Origin of the sequence: Shewanella sp. KT0246, from assembly GCF_019654955.1 — a bacterium.
In the GTDB taxonomy this organism is placed as follows: Bacteria; Pseudomonadota; Gammaproteobacteria; order Enterobacterales; family Shewanellaceae; genus Shewanella; species Shewanella goraebulensis.
Window position 1 is genome coordinate 117,944 of sequence record NZ_BPEV01000006.1, and the last position, 19,787, is coordinate 137,730.

General features: G+C 41.9%; 15 protein-coding genes. 10 read left to right on the top strand and 5 right to left on the bottom strand.

Translation table 11 applies throughout. The features are described 5' to 3' along the window. Positions 1–6 precede the first annotated feature (6 nt). From K5Q58_RS04680 to metB, 3 genes are all read right to left on the bottom strand, one after another. Positions 7–684: a cytochrome c gene (locus K5Q58_RS04680; RefSeq protein ID WP_374758476.1), complete on the bottom strand. Its 678-nt coding sequence runs from the start codon at positions 682–684 to the stop codon at positions 7–9. 200 nt (positions 685–884) lie between these two features. Next, on the bottom strand, positions 885–3,278 hold the full coding sequence (locus K5Q58_RS04685; protein WP_220752711.1) for a bifunctional aspartate kinase/homoserine dehydrogenase II: 2,394 nt from the start codon (positions 3,276–3,278) through the stop codon (positions 885–887). 368 nt (positions 3,279–3,646) lie between these two features. Further along, positions 3,647–4,807 carry a cystathionine gamma-synthase gene (gene metB, locus K5Q58_RS04690; protein ID WP_220752712.1) on the bottom strand — a complete coding sequence of 387 codons (1,161 nt, stop codon included), beginning with the start codon at positions 4,805–4,807 and terminating at the stop codon, positions 3,647–3,649. Positions 4,808–5,028: 221 nt separating this feature from the next. On the opposite strand from metB, the gene metJ reads away from it, so the two are divergent. Then, complete coding sequence (gene metJ / locus K5Q58_RS04695; RefSeq protein ID WP_102526657.1) at positions 5,029–5,346, top strand: met regulon transcriptional regulator MetJ; 318 nt, start codon at positions 5,029–5,031, stop codon at positions 5,344–5,346. A 132-nt stretch (positions 5,347–5,478) separates the two neighbouring features. Beyond that, positions 5,479–6,219 carry a sulfite exporter TauE/SafE family protein gene (locus K5Q58_RS04700; RefSeq protein WP_220752713.1) on the top strand — a complete coding sequence of 247 codons (741 nt, stop codon included), beginning with the start codon at positions 5,479–5,481 and terminating at the stop codon, positions 6,217–6,219. 177 nt (positions 6,220–6,396) lie between these two features. Here K5Q58_RS04700 and K5Q58_RS04705 read toward each other — a convergent pair whose 3' ends face one another. Continuing rightward, positions 6,397–7,623, bottom strand: a complete 1,227-nt coding sequence (locus K5Q58_RS04705; RefSeq protein WP_220752714.1) for a conjugal transfer protein TraF — start codon at positions 7,621–7,623, stop codon at positions 6,397–6,399. 121 nt (positions 7,624–7,744) lie between these two features. Further along, a complete protein-coding gene (locus K5Q58_RS04710) occupies positions 7,745–8,653 on the bottom strand; it encodes a LysR family transcriptional regulator (protein WP_220752715.1) in 909 nt (302 codons plus the stop codon). A 193-nt stretch (positions 8,654–8,846) separates the two neighbouring features. Between K5Q58_RS04710 and K5Q58_RS04715 the strand changes: the two genes are divergently transcribed. The 8 genes from K5Q58_RS04715 to K5Q58_RS04750 all read left to right on the top strand — a co-directional run. Further along, complete coding sequence (locus K5Q58_RS04715) at positions 8,847–9,566, top strand: SDR family oxidoreductase (RefSeq protein ID WP_220752716.1); 720 nt, start codon at positions 8,847–8,849, stop codon at positions 9,564–9,566. A 417-nt stretch (positions 9,567–9,983) separates the two neighbouring features. Further along, complete coding sequence (locus tag K5Q58_RS04720) at positions 9,984–10,313, top strand: c-type cytochrome (RefSeq protein WP_220752717.1); 330 nt, start codon at positions 9,984–9,986, stop codon at positions 10,311–10,313. Between the two features lie 162 nt (positions 10,314–10,475). Next, entirely contained in the window at positions 10,476–12,218 is a 1,743-nt protein-coding gene (locus K5Q58_RS04725; RefSeq protein ID WP_220752718.1) for a DUF3373 domain-containing protein, read from the top strand. Between the two features lie 44 nt (positions 12,219–12,262). Further along, positions 12,263–13,666: a tetrathionate reductase family octaheme c-type cytochrome gene (locus K5Q58_RS04730; protein ID WP_220752719.1), complete on the top strand. Its 1,404-nt coding sequence runs from the start codon at positions 12,263–12,265 to the stop codon at positions 13,664–13,666. 300 nt (positions 13,667–13,966) lie between these two features. Further along, positions 13,967–15,640 carry an ABC transporter transmembrane domain-containing protein gene (locus tag K5Q58_RS04735; RefSeq protein ID WP_220752720.1) on the top strand — a complete coding sequence of 558 codons (1,674 nt, stop codon included), beginning with the start codon at positions 13,967–13,969 and terminating at the stop codon, positions 15,638–15,640. Further along, positions 15,637–17,733 (top strand): peptidase domain-containing ABC transporter, encoded by a 2,097-nt coding sequence (locus tag K5Q58_RS04740; RefSeq protein WP_220752721.1) that lies wholly within the window; start codon positions 15,637–15,639, stop codon positions 17,731–17,733. Before K5Q58_RS04735 ends, K5Q58_RS04740 begins: the two co-directional genes overlap by 4 nt. Continuing rightward, positions 17,726–19,051, top strand: a complete 1,326-nt coding sequence (locus K5Q58_RS04745) for an HlyD family type I secretion periplasmic adaptor subunit (protein ID WP_220752722.1) — start codon at positions 17,726–17,728, stop codon at positions 19,049–19,051. Before K5Q58_RS04740 ends, K5Q58_RS04745 begins: the two co-directional genes overlap by 8 nt. A 10-nt stretch (positions 19,052–19,061) precedes the next feature. Beyond that, on the top strand, positions 19,062–19,787 hold a 726-nt coding region (locus tag K5Q58_RS04750; protein ID WP_220752723.1), incomplete at its 3' end, for a hypothetical protein.

Here is a 19,787-nt window from a genome sequence, read left to right on the forward strand (position 1 = left end):
ATGTCCTTATTTCTGAGCCGAAAAGTATTGGGTTAATGCATCAATTTCTGCAGCGGTGAGCTTTTTAGCAATATTGCCCATCATGTTGTCAGCATCCCCAGTACGGGTGCCTGTTTGCCATGCCAATAATTGATTTTTAAAGTAGGTGGGTTCTTGACCAGCTAATCGGGGGAATTGACCCGCGCCAATACCTGACGGACCATGACAACTGGTACAAGCAGGAATATCCCGTTGCCAATCACCTTGATATGCCAGTTTCTCGCCAATATCGTCGATAACCACTTTATCACCGCGATATTGCAACTTAATAGCTGTAACAGGTTTTAATGCAAAAAAGTCCGACACTACTTTGATGTTATCGCCTTGGACTGTCATCGCCATAGCCATCATTGTTGGGTTTTGACGTGAACCAGTCTGAAAATGGCTCACTTGCGTGGCAATATACTCGCTGGATAACCCAGCTAGACGAGGCCCTGCAACTCCGAGCCCTTCACCATTGACACCATGACAGCTAAGACAAACTTGGGCAGCTGCTGGCACCTTTTGTAATAACTCTTTGGGTGATTCATCAGGAATATTAGCCATCGCACTAAAACTCATGACACTGCTTAAAAAGATACTAGCCCAAACGGCAGAATTTACACTCGTCAAACAGTCATCCTTTAAACGATTATTTTTATTCATTTATCAGCCTCTTGTTGAAATCCATCTCCGACTTAATACCACTATAAACAAAAATGACATGCTTAAATAGATTGTTTTTCGTACAGATGTGTTGAGCGTTATATAATCGTTTTATCTCAAGTTTTTAGTCACAAAAAAAGGCTTACTCCTATTAGGAATAAGCCTTTAATAATTAATGTAAAACTGAACTACAGCACGATTTACTCTTGCAGTAAGTCTTTGCAAATCTGCACTAAGTCAGATTGCACCGCCGCTGCCGTCACTTCTCTGCCAGCGCCAGGTCCTCGGATAATGAGCGGATTGCCTTGATAAAATGCACTACGGATAACAAACACATTATCACCAGGAGTTAAGTTGGCATAAGGATGATTGGAATCAACCCATTGAATACCCACTTCAGCATGCATCTTGCCATCCACTTTATCCAGTGATGCTACATAACGCAGTACTTTGTTCTGTTCAGAAGCCGCAGTAAATTGTTGCAACATACTTTGATCTAATTCGCTAATACGGACAAGAAAGTCATCCAGAGATAAATCGGCTAATTCTGCAGGCACTAACGAGTTTAAAACAATATCTTCAAGCTCAATATCAAAGCCAATCTCTCGGGCTAAGATCAGCAACTTGCGCTGCATGTCTCTTCCTGAAAGATCGTCTCGAGGATCGGGCTCTGTTATCCCCAACCCTCGTGCTTCAACCACTAATTCTGAAAACGATTTTTGGCCATCATAATGTTCAAACAACCAACATAAGGTACCAGAGAAAATACCACCTACAGCCTCAATCGCATCACCACTATTACGCAAGTCGTTTAACGCATGCTGAATCGGCAGTCCCGCACCACAACTGGCATTATAACGCCAAAACAAGCGGCGATTACTGAGTTGTTGCTTTAACTCGCGATAAAACGGCAATGGTCCGGAGCCTGCAAGTTTATTGGCACTCACCATATGAATGCCACGAGCAAATAACTCAGGATACTGCAGCGTTAAGCTCGCACTTGCGCTGATATCTAATGCCACTAACTCATCACAATCAAGTTGTTCTAGCTGCTCAAATAAGCTCGGGTAGTCCCACTTTTGAGCTGTGGTATCGAAACTGTCTTGCCAGTTATTAATATCAATACCTTGTGGACAAATTAGCGCTTCTCTTGAACTAAGTAAGCCAACTAACTGCACGGTAGCTTCTAGCTCACGGTTTAGCGCAGTTGATGAGCGCTGGAATAAATCAATCCAGGCCTCACCAATATTACCCACACCTAACAGCAACACTCCAATTCGCATACGCGGGCCTGCGCAGCGGCGATGCACTTTTTGAGTCAGTAAATTAACTTGAGCTTTAGGCACTAATGTCACCAAGCTCAATCCATCTTGATATAACGGCTTAGCGTCACGACTTAGCAGACGAGCAAAACTGCGACGATAGTGCTCAGCGTCAGCGCTAACGAGTGCCACTAAACCTAAATCGTTATTCACACGAATATCACTGATTGCCAACGCTTCAGCATGTAATTCGAGTAAACTATGAACCTGCTTCTGATTTTCAAGCGTAAAGGCTAATTCCACCTTATGGTGGGCAGAAGTCCAGTAAGCTAATGGCGCAATGCCTTCTTGAGCTAATACGGCAATTAAATCTTGAGCTTGAGACAGCTGCTTAATTCGAAACAACACCACTTCATTAAGGTTAGTCACCACTGGCGCACTGGCCGATGAGCTTTGTGGCGCGATTAAAGTAAAGTCTGTGTGTGATGCATAGCTTGAACGTACTGCTAAGCTGACATTGGTATCAAATAATGGTTGTAAAGTGCGGTTATGCAGCACTGGAGAGCCCAGATGAGCAAGACGATCAGCTTCAACAAGTGACATGCTATTTAATAATTTTGCATCACTGATTTTATTGGGATCAGCGTTAAATACCCCTTCAACATCCGTCCAAATCGTCACCCGTTCAATATCCGCTAAGCTCGCAATAAGGGTGGCGCTGTAATCAGAACCATTGCGGCCAAGTAACAAGGTTTCATTGTGCTCATTAGCACAAATAAAGCCGGTTATAACCAAACGCTCATCAGGGTGTGCTTCAAGAAGTGTTTGCACTCTTTGACGGGACTCTTCAATGCGAATATTAGGCACAACACCTTCGTCAGCCACAAGAATCGAGCAGGCATCAACATTGATTGCTGCTACTCCTGACTCACGCAAAAGCGCCGCCATCAACCTTGCTGACCAACGCTCGCCAAAACTCAGTACATGGTTAAGCTGAAATTCGTTTCGCTGCTCTAAAGATAGCAAGCTGATGAGTTGTGATTTATCCGTTGACAAGCGTTCGCGTAAATCCCGAGCTTGCTCATTGGAAAGTAACTGTTCAATAAGGTTTTGCTGATAACTTACCAGCACTTGCAGTTCTTCTTGCCAAAGTTCGCCTGCTTCTCTTAGCGACAATAACTTATACAAAAAGTTAGTACTTTTACCCGCAGCTGACACAACGACTAAATCATCACAATTGCCATGAGTCAGCAAAATATGTGCGACGCGGCGATAGCAATCAGCATCAGCTAAACTTGAACCACCAAACTTATGTAAATGACTGCGGGTCATTTGTAACTCCTTAAACCACTTCAAACTACCACGCAAACTTAGCATGGCGGCAATAAAATCTTACTTGTCAACTTAAGACTGTTTAACGATTCTCTCGCCTAAAATACTGCTACAGCAGCTAACCCAGCTTGAATATCGGTAACCAAATCTTACTTGTTCAACTTAAGACTGTTTAACGACTCTCTCGCCTAAGATGCTGCTACAGCAGCTAACCCAGCTTGAATATCGGTAACCAAATCTTACTTGTTCAACTTAAGACTGTTTAACGACGCTCTCGACTAAAATACTGCTTCAGCAGCTAACCCAGCTTGAATATCGGTAACCAAATCTTACTTGTTCAACTTAAGACTGTTTAACGACGCTCTCGACTAAAGTTCTGCTACAGCAGCTAACCCAGCTTGAATATCGGTAACCAAATCTTCAGCATCTTCAATACCGACAGATAGTCTCAATAATGTATCTTTAATACCAGCTTCATAGCGGGCTTCTGGCACCATTGCTCTATGGGTCATGGTTGCAGGTACGGCAACTAAGCTTTCCACTCCGCCTAAGCTTTCAGCAACACTGAAAATCGACAAGGCATCTAAAAATGCCACCACTTCAGCTTCGCCACCTTTAAGTTCAAAACTTAACATAGCGCCAAAGCCTTTTTGTTGTTTGGCTGCAATATCGTGACCTGGGTGGTCTTTTAAGCCTGGGTAATAGACTTTCTCAACAACATTACTAGCTTGTAGTACTTCAATCACCCGTTGAGCATTAGTTTGATGCTCACGAATACGCACTGCAAGGGTGCGAATACCGCGTAGGGTTAAGTAACTATCAAAAGCTGAACCGGTCAGGCCTAATGTGTTAGACCACCAATGCAGTAATTCGCCAAGCTCTGCATCTTTAGCAACCACTGCGCCACCAACCACATCGCTGTGACCATTAATGTATTTAGTGGTTGAATGCATCACAATGTCTGCGCCTAGTTCTAATGGCTGCTGTAATATAGGTGAAAGGAACGTGTTATCAACCACTACTAGCGCATCAACCTCATGGCTTGCAGCCACAATTGCTTCAATGTCTACCACTCTTAATAAAGGGTTGGAAGGTGTTTCTAACCAAACCATTTTTGGCTTTTTAGCAATGGCATCAGCCAGTGCTTTTTCGTCTGTTTGATCAACAACGACTAATTTAAATTGACCTTTGCTGGCAAGATTAGTGAACAGTCGGTAACTGCCACCGTAACAATCGTGGGGAACCACAATTAAATCTTCTGGCCCCAATAAACTGGTAACTAAGGTTATCGCCGCCATACCTGTGCATGTCACTACACCAGTCGCACCATGTTCAAGCTTGGCAATTGCCTCACCTAACACGCAACGAGTTGGGTTGCCAGAACGGCTATAGTCAAACTCTCTTGGGTTTGTGTGTCCATCGAACGAGTAATTGGTCGAAAGATAAATCGGCGGGACTACTGCGCCATATTGAGTATCTGATTCGATACCTTGGCGAACGGCAAGTGTAGCAGCACGATGTTTGGTCATAATAAGCTCCTAAAGATTGACACACTAAAATAAAACAGCAAAGAGATGTCTAGATGGCTAAATGTACCTAAGCTAAATCTGATCGTCAACACAAATTAGACGTTTAGACGTCTAAACATAAAGAAATCTATTTGCTTTCGTTATAGAATAGCAGCAATAATTTGACTGTAATAAATAAGCAGTTAAAATCTGCCACGAATCTATCGTATAAAGGTGAGTTAATGACTGAATGGAATGGCGACTATATCAGCCCATATGCCGAACATGGCAAAAAAAATGAACAAGTTAAAAAAATCACGGTATCGATTCCTTTAAAAGTATTAAAAGTATTGACCGATGAGCGTACTCGCCGTCAGGTGAATAACTTGCGTCATGCGACCAACAGTGAGCTTTTATGTGAAGCATTTTTACACGCATACACTGGTCAGCCACTGCCAAATGATGATGACTTATCTAAAGAAGGCCCTGACAGCATCCCTAGTGAAGCAAAAGCATTAATGGATCAAATGGGTATTGAATGGGAAGACTTAGACGACTAAGTTAAGCTGTAACTAAATGAATCTTGAGCTTATGTTCCGATGTAAGCCCCATTAGTTTAGTTCACCCACATCGCCATATTACCCAATGTAATATGGCGATTTCTGAGTCACCTCGTACTCATAGAGAAGTATATGGCATTTATCGATCCGCAAACCTTGATGCTTGCATCGGTTATTATATTTCTTGGCGCATTAACCCAAGGCCTTATCGGCTTTGGTTTAGCGGTTGTTGCAAGTCCCCTGCTTTATATTATTGACCCTCAACTCGTCCCAGTACCAGTTATTGCCTGTGGGTTTTCCATTGCCTTTTTGACCTTGCTACGGGAACGCACTTCGCTACAATTTAATGGTCTGCAATATGCTTTGATTGGGCGTATTCCAGGTGGGTTTCTCGGCGCTGCCTTACTGGTATTTGCCCCGCAATCAGTATTAGGTCTCGCCATTGCCTTTATTGTTGCTTCAGCAGTCATTCTCAGTTTTTACAAAATTACCGCCCCCGTTAATCGTATAACCTTATTTATTGCTGGAGTGCTATCGGGGGTTTTTGGCAATATAGCCGCAATTGGTGGTCCACCATTGGCTATTCTATTAGCTGGAAAAGACGCGCCACAATTTCGCGCAGCATTGTCTATTTTCTTTGTATTCAGTTCGATGATAGCTATGGTGATCCTGGTCATTGTTGGCTTGGTTGAAACCAAACATGTTTGGCTGTCATTAATGCTATTACCATCGGTATTTTTAGGCAGCTACGTGGCAGGAAAACTTAGCAATAAAGTCGACAAACAGAAAACGCGCATGGCAACGCTTGTATTATGTGGATTGAGCGCCTTAGTGTTAACCATAAAATCATTAATCGAACTCTTTGCGAGCTAAAACGATAACCTTTAAATTGAGTAAGCCGCAAAAATTGAGTAAATCGTATAGATTAAATGTAAAGCGTAAAAGTTGATTTAGTTGATTTAGTTGATTTAGTTGATTTAGCGACATTGAAGTAAGCAGAGGTTAATACAATCACAAAGATATTACGCCAAAACAGATGCTAGAAAATGGCTAGAAATGATAAGAGGTTTGAAGCACAGCGCCTATGGCATCATCTTCGCCATAGCTACCACTCATATCAAGCTTAAAAGCCTGACCAATGGCAAAACCAGTACCAAAAGAGTAAATATCAACATTATTATCTTTTAGGTCATGACGATACCCCATACGCAAAGACAACCAATTTGTTGCTTTTACTTCACCGCCAACGCGCCAATATTGCACCGCATCAAGTTCTTTAAAACGAGTCTGGTCTACCAAATCAATATCTGTGGTTAGGGTCACTGACGCCCAATCATATGCGGCTCCAGCTGTTATAAGCGGCTCAACTTGATAATGAAATTCACGCCCTTGTGACTCAACTGTTTTAACGGATTTACTGAATACATTTCGCGCAGATAACCCAACGGTCAAAGCATCCATTGGCTCAAAAGCGACACCAATGTCGAGATTAAATAAATTCTCATCATTGCGATATTTATCATCGTCAAAATCATCGGCATCAAAGTTATTGGCATTGACAGAGTAGTGGTACGTATCTATACGCTGAAACTTAGGTGAAATCCCCACTCTTACTGGCATATTTACGATCGATAATGGGAAACTTAATGCCACGCCAAAGTCAGTGACTCCACCCGCCAGCACCACGCCTTGAGAGTCTAAGTCAGTGATTTCCGTTGGCGGATTAAGCGGGTCAAGTGTACTCAAGGTATCTATATCTGATTGAGCAATATCCGCAACCCCAACAGCATCTAGGTAGCTTTTATAAAACACCGCCATAGGCAGATACTCATTAGGGATAACAAAAGCTGCGCCAATGCCAGCAGATACATTGGCGGTATTGCCTTTTAGTGACTCCAAATCAACAACTAAGTCATCTCGAAAGGTTTCAACGTCACTGGAATCACCGCTATTAATTGCAGCTTCAAGACCATCATAAGAGTCTTGCAGCGAATCAAATTTATCAATCATATTATCGCTATCAGCACCTTCGGCGCCAACGGCTGGCAGCAATAAAGAAAACGCTTGCGTCTTCTTTATTTCTTCATTGGTATAGGTGGCATGCGGAGTAAGAATGGCCAATAAAGCAGGGTTAATAAAACTTGCGCCAACCCGGTTAGATGCTGCAACACCAGTACCACCCATACTGTCGCTGCGAGCTTCAAAATAAAGCCCGCTAGCTTGCACATTACTGGCAAGCATGAACAAACAGAAAGGTAGCGCTAGCCTTTTTAGCATCCATCATTTCCCTATTTTTATTGTTATATAAAGATAGTAGAAATATTAAAAAATGTGATGTTAATCACTTAGCAGCAAACCAGTAAAACAGAGTCTTTTGTCTGTCTCTAAAAAGATCTATCTATAAATCAGGCAGATAAGTTTTAAATTTTTCATGGGTAAATTGTATAAATTTTTTTAAACGTTCAGGTTGAAATTTATCTTTATGATAAAGCACATAAAACGGCGTATCTGGTATGTGCCAATCACTAAATACCTCGACTAATTCATTGGTTCGAATTTCTTCAGAGCAATACAAATACGGCAACCTAACTATGCCGTTACCCGCTAACGCACTGATTTTCATCGCGCGGCCATTTTTACATCTAAAGCTACCTTTAATCGCTACTTCTACGCCGTCTTTGTTTGAGCTTAGTTGCTCAAAACGCCAGTGATTTATTGAACCTACGATACAAGCATGCTTATTGAGTTGGTTCGGGTGTGTCGGCTGTCCGTATTTTCCAAGATATGCAGGTGATGCTAAGGTGCAGTTTTTTATATCCATCAACTTTCTGGCAATAAGGCCCGAGTCTGCCAATTCGCCCATTCTAAACACCGCATCAAAATGATCTTCAATCAAATCCACTCGTTGACTGCTAAAGTCCAAGTCGATAGTGATATCAGGATAGAGTTGGATAAAGTCATTGACCAACTTAACGATAATTTCTTCGCCTAAAATCCCTCCCACACAATTAATATAAATATTGCCTTTAAGACGTTCCGCACTATCTACTGTGGTAGCCACAGCTTGCTCAATTTGATGTAACGCTTGCTGACATTGTTGTAAAAATAGCTCGCCCTGATCTGTCAATCGTTGCGTTCTGGTGGTGCGAATAATCAGACTGACACCTAGAAATGTTTCTAAACTCAATAATTGTTTAGATAAGTGCGAGCGTGAACAGCCCAATACTTCTGCAGCTTGAGTAAAGTTACCTTGCTCTGCAATCACCACAAAAGCACGGATATCTACTAAATTTATTTCTGTATTCATTTAACACTCAATATCCATTTGCAGGTAAGACGGTAACAGTTCTGCTGTATCCATCGTCTATATACGTCAATGACTCACCGCTAACGCTGGCCCATTAGAAGTCATACGTAAACAATTATGTTCTTTATTGATTATATATCAACAATAAAAAGCTCACTATAATTCTCGCAACTTACAAACAGAGGTCGACATAATGAAACAACTTATCGTAATTACAGGCGCATCTTCAGGTATTGGTGCAGCAATGGCTAAAGCATTTAGTACAAAAGGCCACCCTCTATTATTGCTGGCACGTCGCATTGAACCAATGCAGGCGCTACAACTAGAAAACAGCTTATCAATCAGTGTTGATGTGACTGACGCTACAGCAATGAAGCAAGCTATTGCCACTGCAGAAGAAAAATTTGGACCAGTGGGCTGCTTAATTAACAATGCTGGTGTGATGTTACTAGGCCAAGCTGATGTTCAAGAACCTGCTGAATGGAGCCAAATGCTCAACGTCAATGTGATGGGCGTTTTGAATGGTATTCACTGTGTACTTGCTGATATGAAAGCCCGCAAAACAGGTACAATTATCAATGTAAGCTCTATTGCAGGTCGTAAAACGTTCCCGAATCACGCAGCATACTGTGCGACAAAATTTGCAGTACACGCACTAACTGAGAACATTCGCGAAGAAGTCGCAATGGATGATGTACGTATGGTCACTATCGCTCCTGGTGCAGTTGAAACAGAGCTATTGAGCCATACCACCAACCAAGACATTAAAGATGGTTACGCAGACTGGAAAGAAGTAATGGGCGGTGTATTAGCTGCTGAACATATTGCTGAGACAGCTGTATTTGCTTACGAAATGCCACAAAATGTTTGTGTTCGTGAAATCGTTTTAGCTCCAACTCGTCAGCAACCATAAGAGCTTACCGACAGCATCAATAGACACATTAATCAATGTGCACTGTAACTAAAACAGTGCACACTTTCTGCTGCATCCTTCCCCACATTTACTTTTATGCAACCACCAAGTATCACTTTAGAGATAGTTAAATATTAAAAGTGTGATCTAAAACCTGCCTTTAAAAGCGATAGCAAGCATGAAACAATACTCCCCCCTCTTAATAAAAAAGAAAATACCCTTTATTTATCAACAACAAAAATACACAGACCCCAAAGTATTAGATTTTTATTAATGATATTTTTATCAATTAGATTTTTATAATTTACTTGATCAAACTCAACAATTCCTTTTTTGACAACTGTTAAATTTAATAACAAGCCAGATACATAAATATCTAAGCCCATTAACTCAGTACAAAGTAAGACAAAGGAAATGATGATGAAAAAAATAAATAAAATACTCGTATGTGTCACCCTCGCTTTATGTTTTGGATCACAAGTTCAAGCTGCTGATGGAGGTAATCCTAAAAAAGGCAAACACCTCTATAAAAAAGAGTGCAAGGCTTGTCATGGCGTAGGCGATGAAGGTGGAGAGATAACCCCAATGAGCAAGACTATGAGCCAATGGGACCGTTTTTTTAAGCGTAATAAACACAAAGCAAAAGCTGAAGTATTCAATGCCTTGGATGAACAAGAACTATTAGATATCCAACAGTTCCTATATGACCATGCAGCGGATTCAGACCAACCACAAACCTGTGGTTAGGTAACCCAGTTAGACTGTAAAACACTTCTAATTCAATAAATTAATGAAAAAATGGGAATTATCTCAGGGCTTCATGCTGCCTAAATTTAGCAAAACTGAGGATTTCCAACATCAATCGAAGGCAGTTTATGTAAGAGCTGCTCATTCGAAAGGAGAGATGTTATGCGTACTCTAATTTCACTATTAGTTGCTAATGCTTTGATGTTATCAGCAAGCACTTATGCTAATGATGTTGATATACAAAGAGATAGCCTTAATAAAACCGATGCACAAAAAATAGCAGAGCTTAAACAACAGCTTGTCGATATCAATGATGAACTTGATGATATCAACAACCGAGTCGATAAAAATGAGCGTCACACAGCATTAGATAGAATAGAAATCACTGGCGACTTTAGAACTAAAGTTCATTCACTTCACTACCAAGATGTCACTTGGAACCCTGCTATTAATGTCGACTTTAACGATTTTGGTGCCAAGGCGATGGCAGGCGAGTTTGGAATGCCCGATGATGCTAACTCACCATTGGCAAAAATGATGGCGGCTAACCCCAACTTAGCGACGGCTTTTCAAAATGGACAGCTTCAAGGCAACATGCCTTACGTATTGTCGCCCAAGTCCGTACAAGATATTGATAACGACCTATATTACACCACTCGTTTAAGACTGAACCTTAAAGCCAAAGTATGGGACAACGTCAGCTTTGCTGGTCGTCTGAGTATGTTTAAGAACTGGGGAGATTCAACAGGAGTACAAGTGTTTGACTCTTGGCGGTCGTTTACTATGGATGGCACCAATAGCGGCAACCCAAGCGGCGACTGGCTAAGAGTTGAACGCGCCTATTTTGATTGGAAAAATATTAATGGTTCACCACTGTATTTATCCATAGGACGTCGACCTTCAACTTATGGCCCACCAACCCAGTACCGGGAAAATGAAAAACGCGGCGGCACACCTTCTGGTCATTTAGTTAACTTTAATTTTGATGGCGCCACTATGGGTTATCACCTAAGTGATATCACTGGTGTTGAAGGCCAAGTGGTTCGCTTTTGTTACGGTCAAGGATTCGAATCCCAATGGGGAAATGGCGAAATGTTTGGCGATATCGTCACTAAAGACACTCACTTAGGTGGCTTTAATATTGATGTTGTTAACGACGGTAAAAACTTCCTTCAACTCACCTTGTTTGGCGCAAAAGATGTCAATGATGGCTTTAAAGGCACTATGGCTTTTCCAACTCAATTGGCTGAAATATTTGCTCCAACCATGTATCAAGACATGCAAAAGTTTGAGGACTTCAACTTCGTCACTCGAGTGCAGCCTAGCGATGTCATTGGCGATATGTTCTTAGGTGGTATTGGCTTTGCTCGCGAAGAAGATAATGACGTGAAGTGGTTCGTATCTGGAGGATGGACCCGCGCCGATGGTAATGGCAATGCAGGTATGTTTGGCGGCATGCTAACTGATGCTGTTTTTGAAGCTCAATTAAATGCAGATTCTAGTGAAATTATCATGATGCCTTCAGCCGCTGAAGAAAATGATGCCAAAGACGGCTACGGAATTTATGTCGGCGTACAAATCCCAGCACCTTACGGTAAAGTTGGCCTTGAATATAACTATGGTTCTGAATATTGGACTCCTTTCACCCAAGCTCAAGATGACCCTATTGGCAGCAAACTGGCTACCAGAGGACATGTGGCTGAAGCCTATTACATGTTTGATATCAATCCGAGAATGTTTATTAAACTCGCAGGGCTCTATTACGACTTTGAATATACAGGCAGCGGCACGCCTGTTGGCAAACCACAAAAAGTGGATGATGTTGTTGCAGGCACAGCCTACTCAATGCTGCCAGTCGTCGATACCGCTTACGACGTTAATGCATCTCTTACTATTAATTTCTAATGCTAATAACTTCCCTCAGCGATCGCTGAGGGTTGGAGTCCTATATGAAAACACTCTTAATCAGCTTAATTTCAGGTGGATTATGTTGCTTTAGCTTATTTGCCAGTGCAGCTAATCCACATAAAGACTATATAGAAGGGCCTTTTACTCAAGGCAGTGAAGTCACAAGTCAATGTATCGAATGTCATGAAGATCATGCTAAAGACGTGATGAAATCTTCTCATTGGACATGGGAGCTTGAGCAACAACTGCCAGGGCGCACCGTCAAACGTGGCAAAAAAAATGCCATTAATAACTTTTGTATCGCCGTCTCAGGCAATGAGCCTCGATGTACTAGTTGTCATGCTGGTTACGGCTGGAAAGATGACAGCTTTGATTTCAATGACATGACCAAAGTAGACTGTTTAATTTGTCACGACACAACAGGTACTTATGTTAAAGATCCTGCAGGTGCAGGCGAAGTGCTCGCCAAAGTTAATCTTGAACGAGTGGCCCAAAATGTCGGTGCCCCAGTTCGAGATAATTGCGGTAGTTGTCACTTCTATGGCGGCGGTGGCGATGGGGTTAAACATGGCGATTTAGACTCTTCTATGTCTTACCCTGATAAAGTCACTGATGTGCATATGGATACTGATGGAAATGACTTCCAATGCCAAACTTGTCATACAACTGAGAGTCATCAAATCACAGGTAATGCCATGGGAGTATCACCAGGAGGCATAAGTGATATTGGTTGTGAAAATTGCCATGAAGCCGCTCCACATGACAATAAACGACTCAATAGCCATACCAGCAGCATCGCATGTCAAACCTGTCATATTCCTGAATTTGCTAAAAATGAACCCACTAAAATGAGCTGGGATTGGTCAACGGCAGGACAAGATATTGAGCAAACCAAAGATGAGTTCGGCAAACATACCTACATGAAAAAGAAAGGTAACTTTGTTTGGGCTAAAAATGTTCAACCTCAATATGCTTGGTATAACGGTAAGGCTGATGCCTATATGGCTGGCGATAAAATGGATCCAAAAGTGGTCACTAAATTGACTTACCCTCTCGGTGATATCAATGATAAAAAAGCCAAGATATATCCATTTAAAGTGCATACTGGTAAGCAAATTTATGACAGCAAACAAAACATTTTCATCACAGCTAAGGTCTTTGGTAAAGGCGGTTATTGGAAAACATTTGATTGGAATAAAGCCGCTAAACTTGGCATGCAGGCCAATCAAGCGATGCTAGATAAAGGCATAAAATACAGTGGCGAATATGGTTTTGCTGAGACTGAAATGTGGTGGCGTATCAATCATATGGTTGCCCCAACAGAGCAGGCTTTAAACTGTAATGATTGTCACAATAAAGGCACTCGTATGAATTGGAAAGCATTAGGCTATGAAGGCGATCCAATGAAAAATAAGTCGATAAAGAAACATGCAACAACAGACTAACCAGCCCGATTTGAGATAAAAGAAGGTATAAACTTGAAAACTGCCCAATGCAAAGAGGGCAGTTTTTTATATCAAAGCTATAAGTATTTGCCTTTCTCTTCTATCTATATCGCTATAAAAAATGTTCAAACAAGCAAAATGGATGATAACCCGCCCCCTCTAATCCCCCGTTTTGTTTTGTAGCTAAAACGAGCATTAATGATTGAATTAATAACCTTTAGCATTTAACTTAGATGTAATTCACCCAAAGTGAACTACGCTTTATGGATAACAATCAGTGTTTAAAAGGAAGTTGAATAAATGCGGGAAAACTTCAGTTTACTTTCCAAAAATAAAGCCTTTCCAGAGCTTTTTTTATCGTCGACATTTATTAATTTATTGTCGCTTGCCTTGCCTTTTACCATGCTGCAAATTTATGACCGAATTTTACCTAACCAAGGTTATGGAACTGCAACTATTTTAGTATCTGGTGTCGCCATCGCTATTTTGCTTGAATTGCTGCTTAGGTATGGCAGAAGCTGGATCCTTGCAGCATCTGCAGCCAACTTCGAATTAAACACTACCAAAGATGTGGTCAATAAATTAATGCTAGCTGATTACCACCATGTCGAAGCAATGGGGACAGGTAAAATAGCCAATGGATTGGCCAGCATTGCGAATATGAGAGAACTCTATTCAGGACAAGCCATTGTAGCTTTGATGGACTTTCCTTTTGTACTGATTTTTCTTGCTTTAGTGGCCTATATTGGTGGTCCACTGGTGTTTATTCCAATTGCAGTATGGTTAGTTGTCGGCGCATTAGTCTATTTTATTGGGAAAAAACTTGCAGTTGCGACTCATGCACTGGCACTGTCTGATGCCGAGCGAACTAGAATGCTGATACTGGTTTTATCTGGTTTAACAACCGCGAAAGCCTTATCACTTGAAGATCGTTTATCGGGCATTTATAACAATATCAATTACCAGCGTCTTGATAAGCAGCAGCAAGTCGATTGGCTATCGGCAAAATTACAAGAAGTGATTCAAGGGGCATCCCAAGGTACGACTCTCATTTTAGTCATGCTGGGTTGTCTCGAAGTATTAAATGGCTCACTAACAACAGGTGGACTTGCCGCTTGTTCAATTTTGGCAGGCCGCGCCGTTGCACCATTAAGTGCAATTATCAGCCTGCGTTCAAGATTAGTCAGCGCTAAAACTGCAATGTCCCATGTTAACGACCTTACCCAAGTTCCAGCTGAGTCGTTTAAAGCCACAAAGGTTTATCACCAAAAGCTCCCTTTAGGCCCAATTACATTTGAGAATGTCACTAGTAATAATCTTGGCACAACCATCAATAATTTCACTCAATCCATCCAACCCAATAGCTTAGTCAATTTACAGTCTAATCCTTTAAGCCACGCAAGCCATGTGCTCAGCATTATTGCAGGGTTCCAGAAAGTATCTTCAGGCCAAGTCTGCATTGATGATATTGCAATTGAAGAACACGATGGCAAGGAATTCAGACAATCAATAACCTATGTTGCCCCCTGGCCTACACTCTTTGCCGGCAGCTTATTAGAAAACATGACCATGTTTAGAGCTGAATACGAACCTCAAGCAATGGCTATTGCCGATGCATTAGGGCTGACCAGTAAAATTGCCGAACTCCCCAATGGTTATCAAACCCTGGTCGGTGACAGTGATAGTCAAATGCTCAATAAGGGGGCAATCAAAATCATTGCGATTGTTCGGGCTGTTGTGCAATCACCTTCAATATTATTGCTAGACGAACCTATGATATCGCTAGATGCTGATGCCCAAAGTCGATTACTTAATTTGCTCGAAAAACTAAAACAGCAAATGACCATTATCACTGCATCTCACTTCCTCGAACTGGCAAATATTAGTGATAGTAATATTGAAATCATGGGCCATGCACACAATGCCCCCGACACAAAAAATGAACTTAAATCGAATCAAGAGGTGAACTCATGAGCACTTCTGATGTAGAACTTAAACCACTTATTGTTGAGCTGTTTAAGCAATTAGGTCTTTATACTCAGGCCAGTAATATTTCCAGCGATAACAATACCATTCAACTTAATACCCTTGGGTTATCACGCTTACTTAAAAAGCATCAAATTGATTTCACTGTCACCAATAATTCAGCCAAGCATCTTCATCTCTCGATTCACCCATTCTTGGTCATTCCACAAGATAAGGCTGGCTTTATTGTTAGAAGACAAGCGAACGTTTTCGAGAAATTTCAAGATAACCAATGGCAGCGATTCGATCTAACGCAAATAGATGACTCTGCATATATATTCTTAATCGAGTCATTGCCGACAACGAAGAAAAATGTTCAAGCTTTCGCAGCACATATGAGTAAGCGAACGAAGTGGTATCGTCCTGTATTTTGGTTAAGTTTATTGGCAAGTTTAACTGGATTAGCCGTACCTCTTTTCACAATGGCAGTATATGACCGTGTTATTGGAGGGCAAACTCCTGCCATTTTACCCAGTATTGCCTTGGGTGGATTATTAGCCGTAGGCATACTCGTTAGTACTCGACTTGCTCGCGCACAAATATTAGCAACCACCAGTAATCGATTTGCCAGAGACCTATCAGAAATTACCTTTTATCGACTACTGCATATGCCGCTCATGGTGTTATCTAGAGTGGGTATATCCAACCATATTGCCCGCATGCGAAATGCGGAAAAAGTCAGAATGCTGTTATCAGGCCCGGGTGGTGGTGGATTGGTCGACCTACCTTTCACCCTCATTGCGTTATTCGCCATTATGTTTTTAAGTGGCTGGTTAGTGTTAGTGCCAATTGGCATGTTGATTCTGTATTACTTGGTCATGAAAGTATTGAGCCGTTATGTGCAAGCAGCATCACCCACCATCAGTGGCGAGTATCAAAATGCCATGAGTGAATTATCAAAAAATTTACTGCAACTAAAAGCCGCGGGCGACACTGAAGCTTGGCAAACAAAATTCATTCGCCAAAGCCAAGAAAACAGTCGCCAAAACTTCCTTTATGCAAAACGCAATGGTCTTAATGCCGCTGTGGCTCACTCTTTGAGTCTATTTACTGCGTTGATAACCGTTTTTACAGGTATCTTTTTAGTGTTAGATCAAACAATATCGCCAGGTGCACTAATTGCTTGCGTGATGATGATTTGGCGCATTACTGGTCCTGCACAATTAGCGTTTTCATCTAAGCAAAAGTTCACCATGATGGACATTGCTGTGAAACAGTTTGATCGTTTCATGCAAGCAAGCACTGAACAGTCAGAGTTAAGACTAGATACGCCCGATAATGCCAAGGCTCCTTCGATAGCGTTTCAGCATCTCACTTTGCGCTATAAAGCTGAGGGGGAGGCAGCATTATCAGGTGTGACATTTGATGTTGAACCGGGCGAACTGGTTGCGATTATTGGCCCCAATGCCTGTGGTAAATCAACACTATTACTCAGCGCGCTTGGCGTACTTGAAGCCCAAGCAGGCTTTGTGACCTTAAATGGCAAGAACCTAAAACAGTACGATACTGAGCAGTTTCGTCACTGGGCAGCTTACAGCCCATCACAACCTGACATATTCCCGGGTTCATTAGCCGAAAATATCAGAATTGCTAAACCCGGCGCTAGCGATGAACAAATCATTGCAGCGCTGGTCAATGCTGGCGGCGAAAGCTTTTTTAAAAGTATCAATAATGACTTAACCGTCGACTTATTGGGCGAGAATAATGCCATGCTCTCAGCCATTGAAGGCAGTTATATCAATTTAGCCAGAGCCTTCATAAAGCAATCGCCATTCATATTATTAGATGAACCCTTGCCTCACCGTAACCCTGCGTCTAAGGCTAAATTGATTGAAACCTTACTAAACCTCAAAGGTAAATCCACCGTATTGTTTACTAGTCACGATCAAGATTTAATTAAACATGCTGATAAAGTCGTCATTCTAGATAAAGGCGCTGTTGTATACGCTGGGCCTATTCCAGATAAAGCTTCTGAATCTCCCCAAGCTTCAACAACATCACCTTCAGACCAAGCCATGCAGGAGTCTCCAACTAATGGATAATCGTCAACTAGCTAACAGAGTGTGGCCTGAACATGAATTTGCAGAGGCCATTGAAGCACCAGCAGAACGAAAAATGATTCGCAATGTCATTTTAATCATCACTGGATCAATTTTATGTATGCTGATTTGGTCTGTTTTTACTGATGTAGAAGAAATATCAAAGTCTAAAGGACAAGTCGTGCCATTAGGTCATCGACAAGTGATCCAAAGCCGTGCAGGTGGCACCATTGCGTCAGTAGTGGTAGAAGAAGGTGATGTGGTTAAAAAAGGCGATATTTTAGCAAGCTTTGTGTCTATCGACAGCTTATCAGCTGAAGAAGAGTTAACCAGTAAACGTGCCAACCTTATCATGCGAATCGAGCGTTATGACGCCTTTGCTGAACAAAGAGAGGCTGACTTTAGCGAATTTGCCATCGAGTACCCTGAGCTACTCCGACTTCATACTTCCGCTTTAAGACGAATGAATGAAGAGCGTATAGCAATGGAACAATTATCAGAATCCGATATAGCCAAAACCCAAGCAGAACTTGATGGTCTCAAAGCAGAAATCCCGCCACTGAGCGATCAAATACAAACTGCTGAACAAACCCTGAAAATGATGCTGTCAGTCACAGCAGAACAAGCGGTCTCTAAGTTACGCATTTTAGAGTCTCAACAAAAACTTGATTCCTACATGCGTGAACTCAAATCAATGGAAAGTAAGCAGCAAGTGCTGTCTAAAAACCTCATCAATTTAGAGCGACAGCTTAAGCAAAAACAGGCATCGCTATTTAAAGAAGTCGGCGAGAGACGTACTGATACCCAGGCAGAATTGCTCGGAGTGGTCGCAAGGCTTAAATCTTCTGACTCTTTAGTCTCCCAAAATACTGTCACCGCCCCAGTTGATGGCATTATTCAATCCATTCCAACAAGTTCAACTGGCAGTGTCATTCAACCGGGAGGTACTGTGGCTGTTATTGTGCCTATGACAAAAACAGGTCTAATGGAAATTAAACTATCACCCCGAGACATAGGCTTTGTTCACGTTGGACAAAGTGCACGAATTAAAATTGATGCATTTGATTACAGCCGTTATGGCGCACTTGACGGTGTAGTAAAGCGTATTTCACCCAGTACTGACTCCGATGAAAAAGGCGGCGTATTCTACAAGGTGCAACTATCCATAGATAAGCCTTATTTCTTAGATAACCCCAGCCAGTTTGAACTCATACCAGGCATGACAGGTGAAGCTGATATTGTCACGGGTGAGAAGAGTGTTTTCCAATACCTATGGAAACCCGTATTTACCAATATTAACGAAGCATTTGGCGAAAGATAGGAGTCCCAGCATGAGTAAGGACAAACACAATAACAACGAGTCAAATGTCAAAATAACTGCACAAGAAAGTGAACAAAAAAAGCGCGATAACAAAGCGAAGACAGCAGTTAAAAAAATCACTGCTGAAGCGGAAAAAATAAAAGCCAAAGAAGCCAGAGATGCGACAAAAATTTCAGGCTCACTCAATCAAGACTTAGTGGCAGATAAATCGTCCTCTACCTTATTAGCGAATCAAGCAGAAGCACCAACTACTCAAACTGAAAGTGCTAAAACTGCACAACTACAAGGCTCAGAACTCGCAGCTACGACTGAAAATGATTCGGATAGCACAGGCAAACAAGCGCAGAGCCACGAACCAAGTTCACAAGTCGATACCACATTAGAAACCGCTGCAACAAAGCCACCTTCCCCTATCAAAGAAAGCGGCTCTACAGAGACCACTGGAATAACTTCAAATAGTCTTTTTCAAGGCGGCCACACTCAAACACAAGATATTAGCCAATTTAGAACGCCACAAATAAGTTTAGCAAATCACCATACTACGCCATCATTTTTAATCAGCTCGGTAGACCATCAAATATCAACGATGACAGCTACTGGCACTGGCAATGGCACTGGCACTGGCACTGGCACTGGCACTGGCACTGGCACTGGCACTGGCACTGGCACTGGCACTGGCACTGGCACTGGCACTGGCACTGGCACTGGCACTGGCACTGGCACTGGCACTGGCACT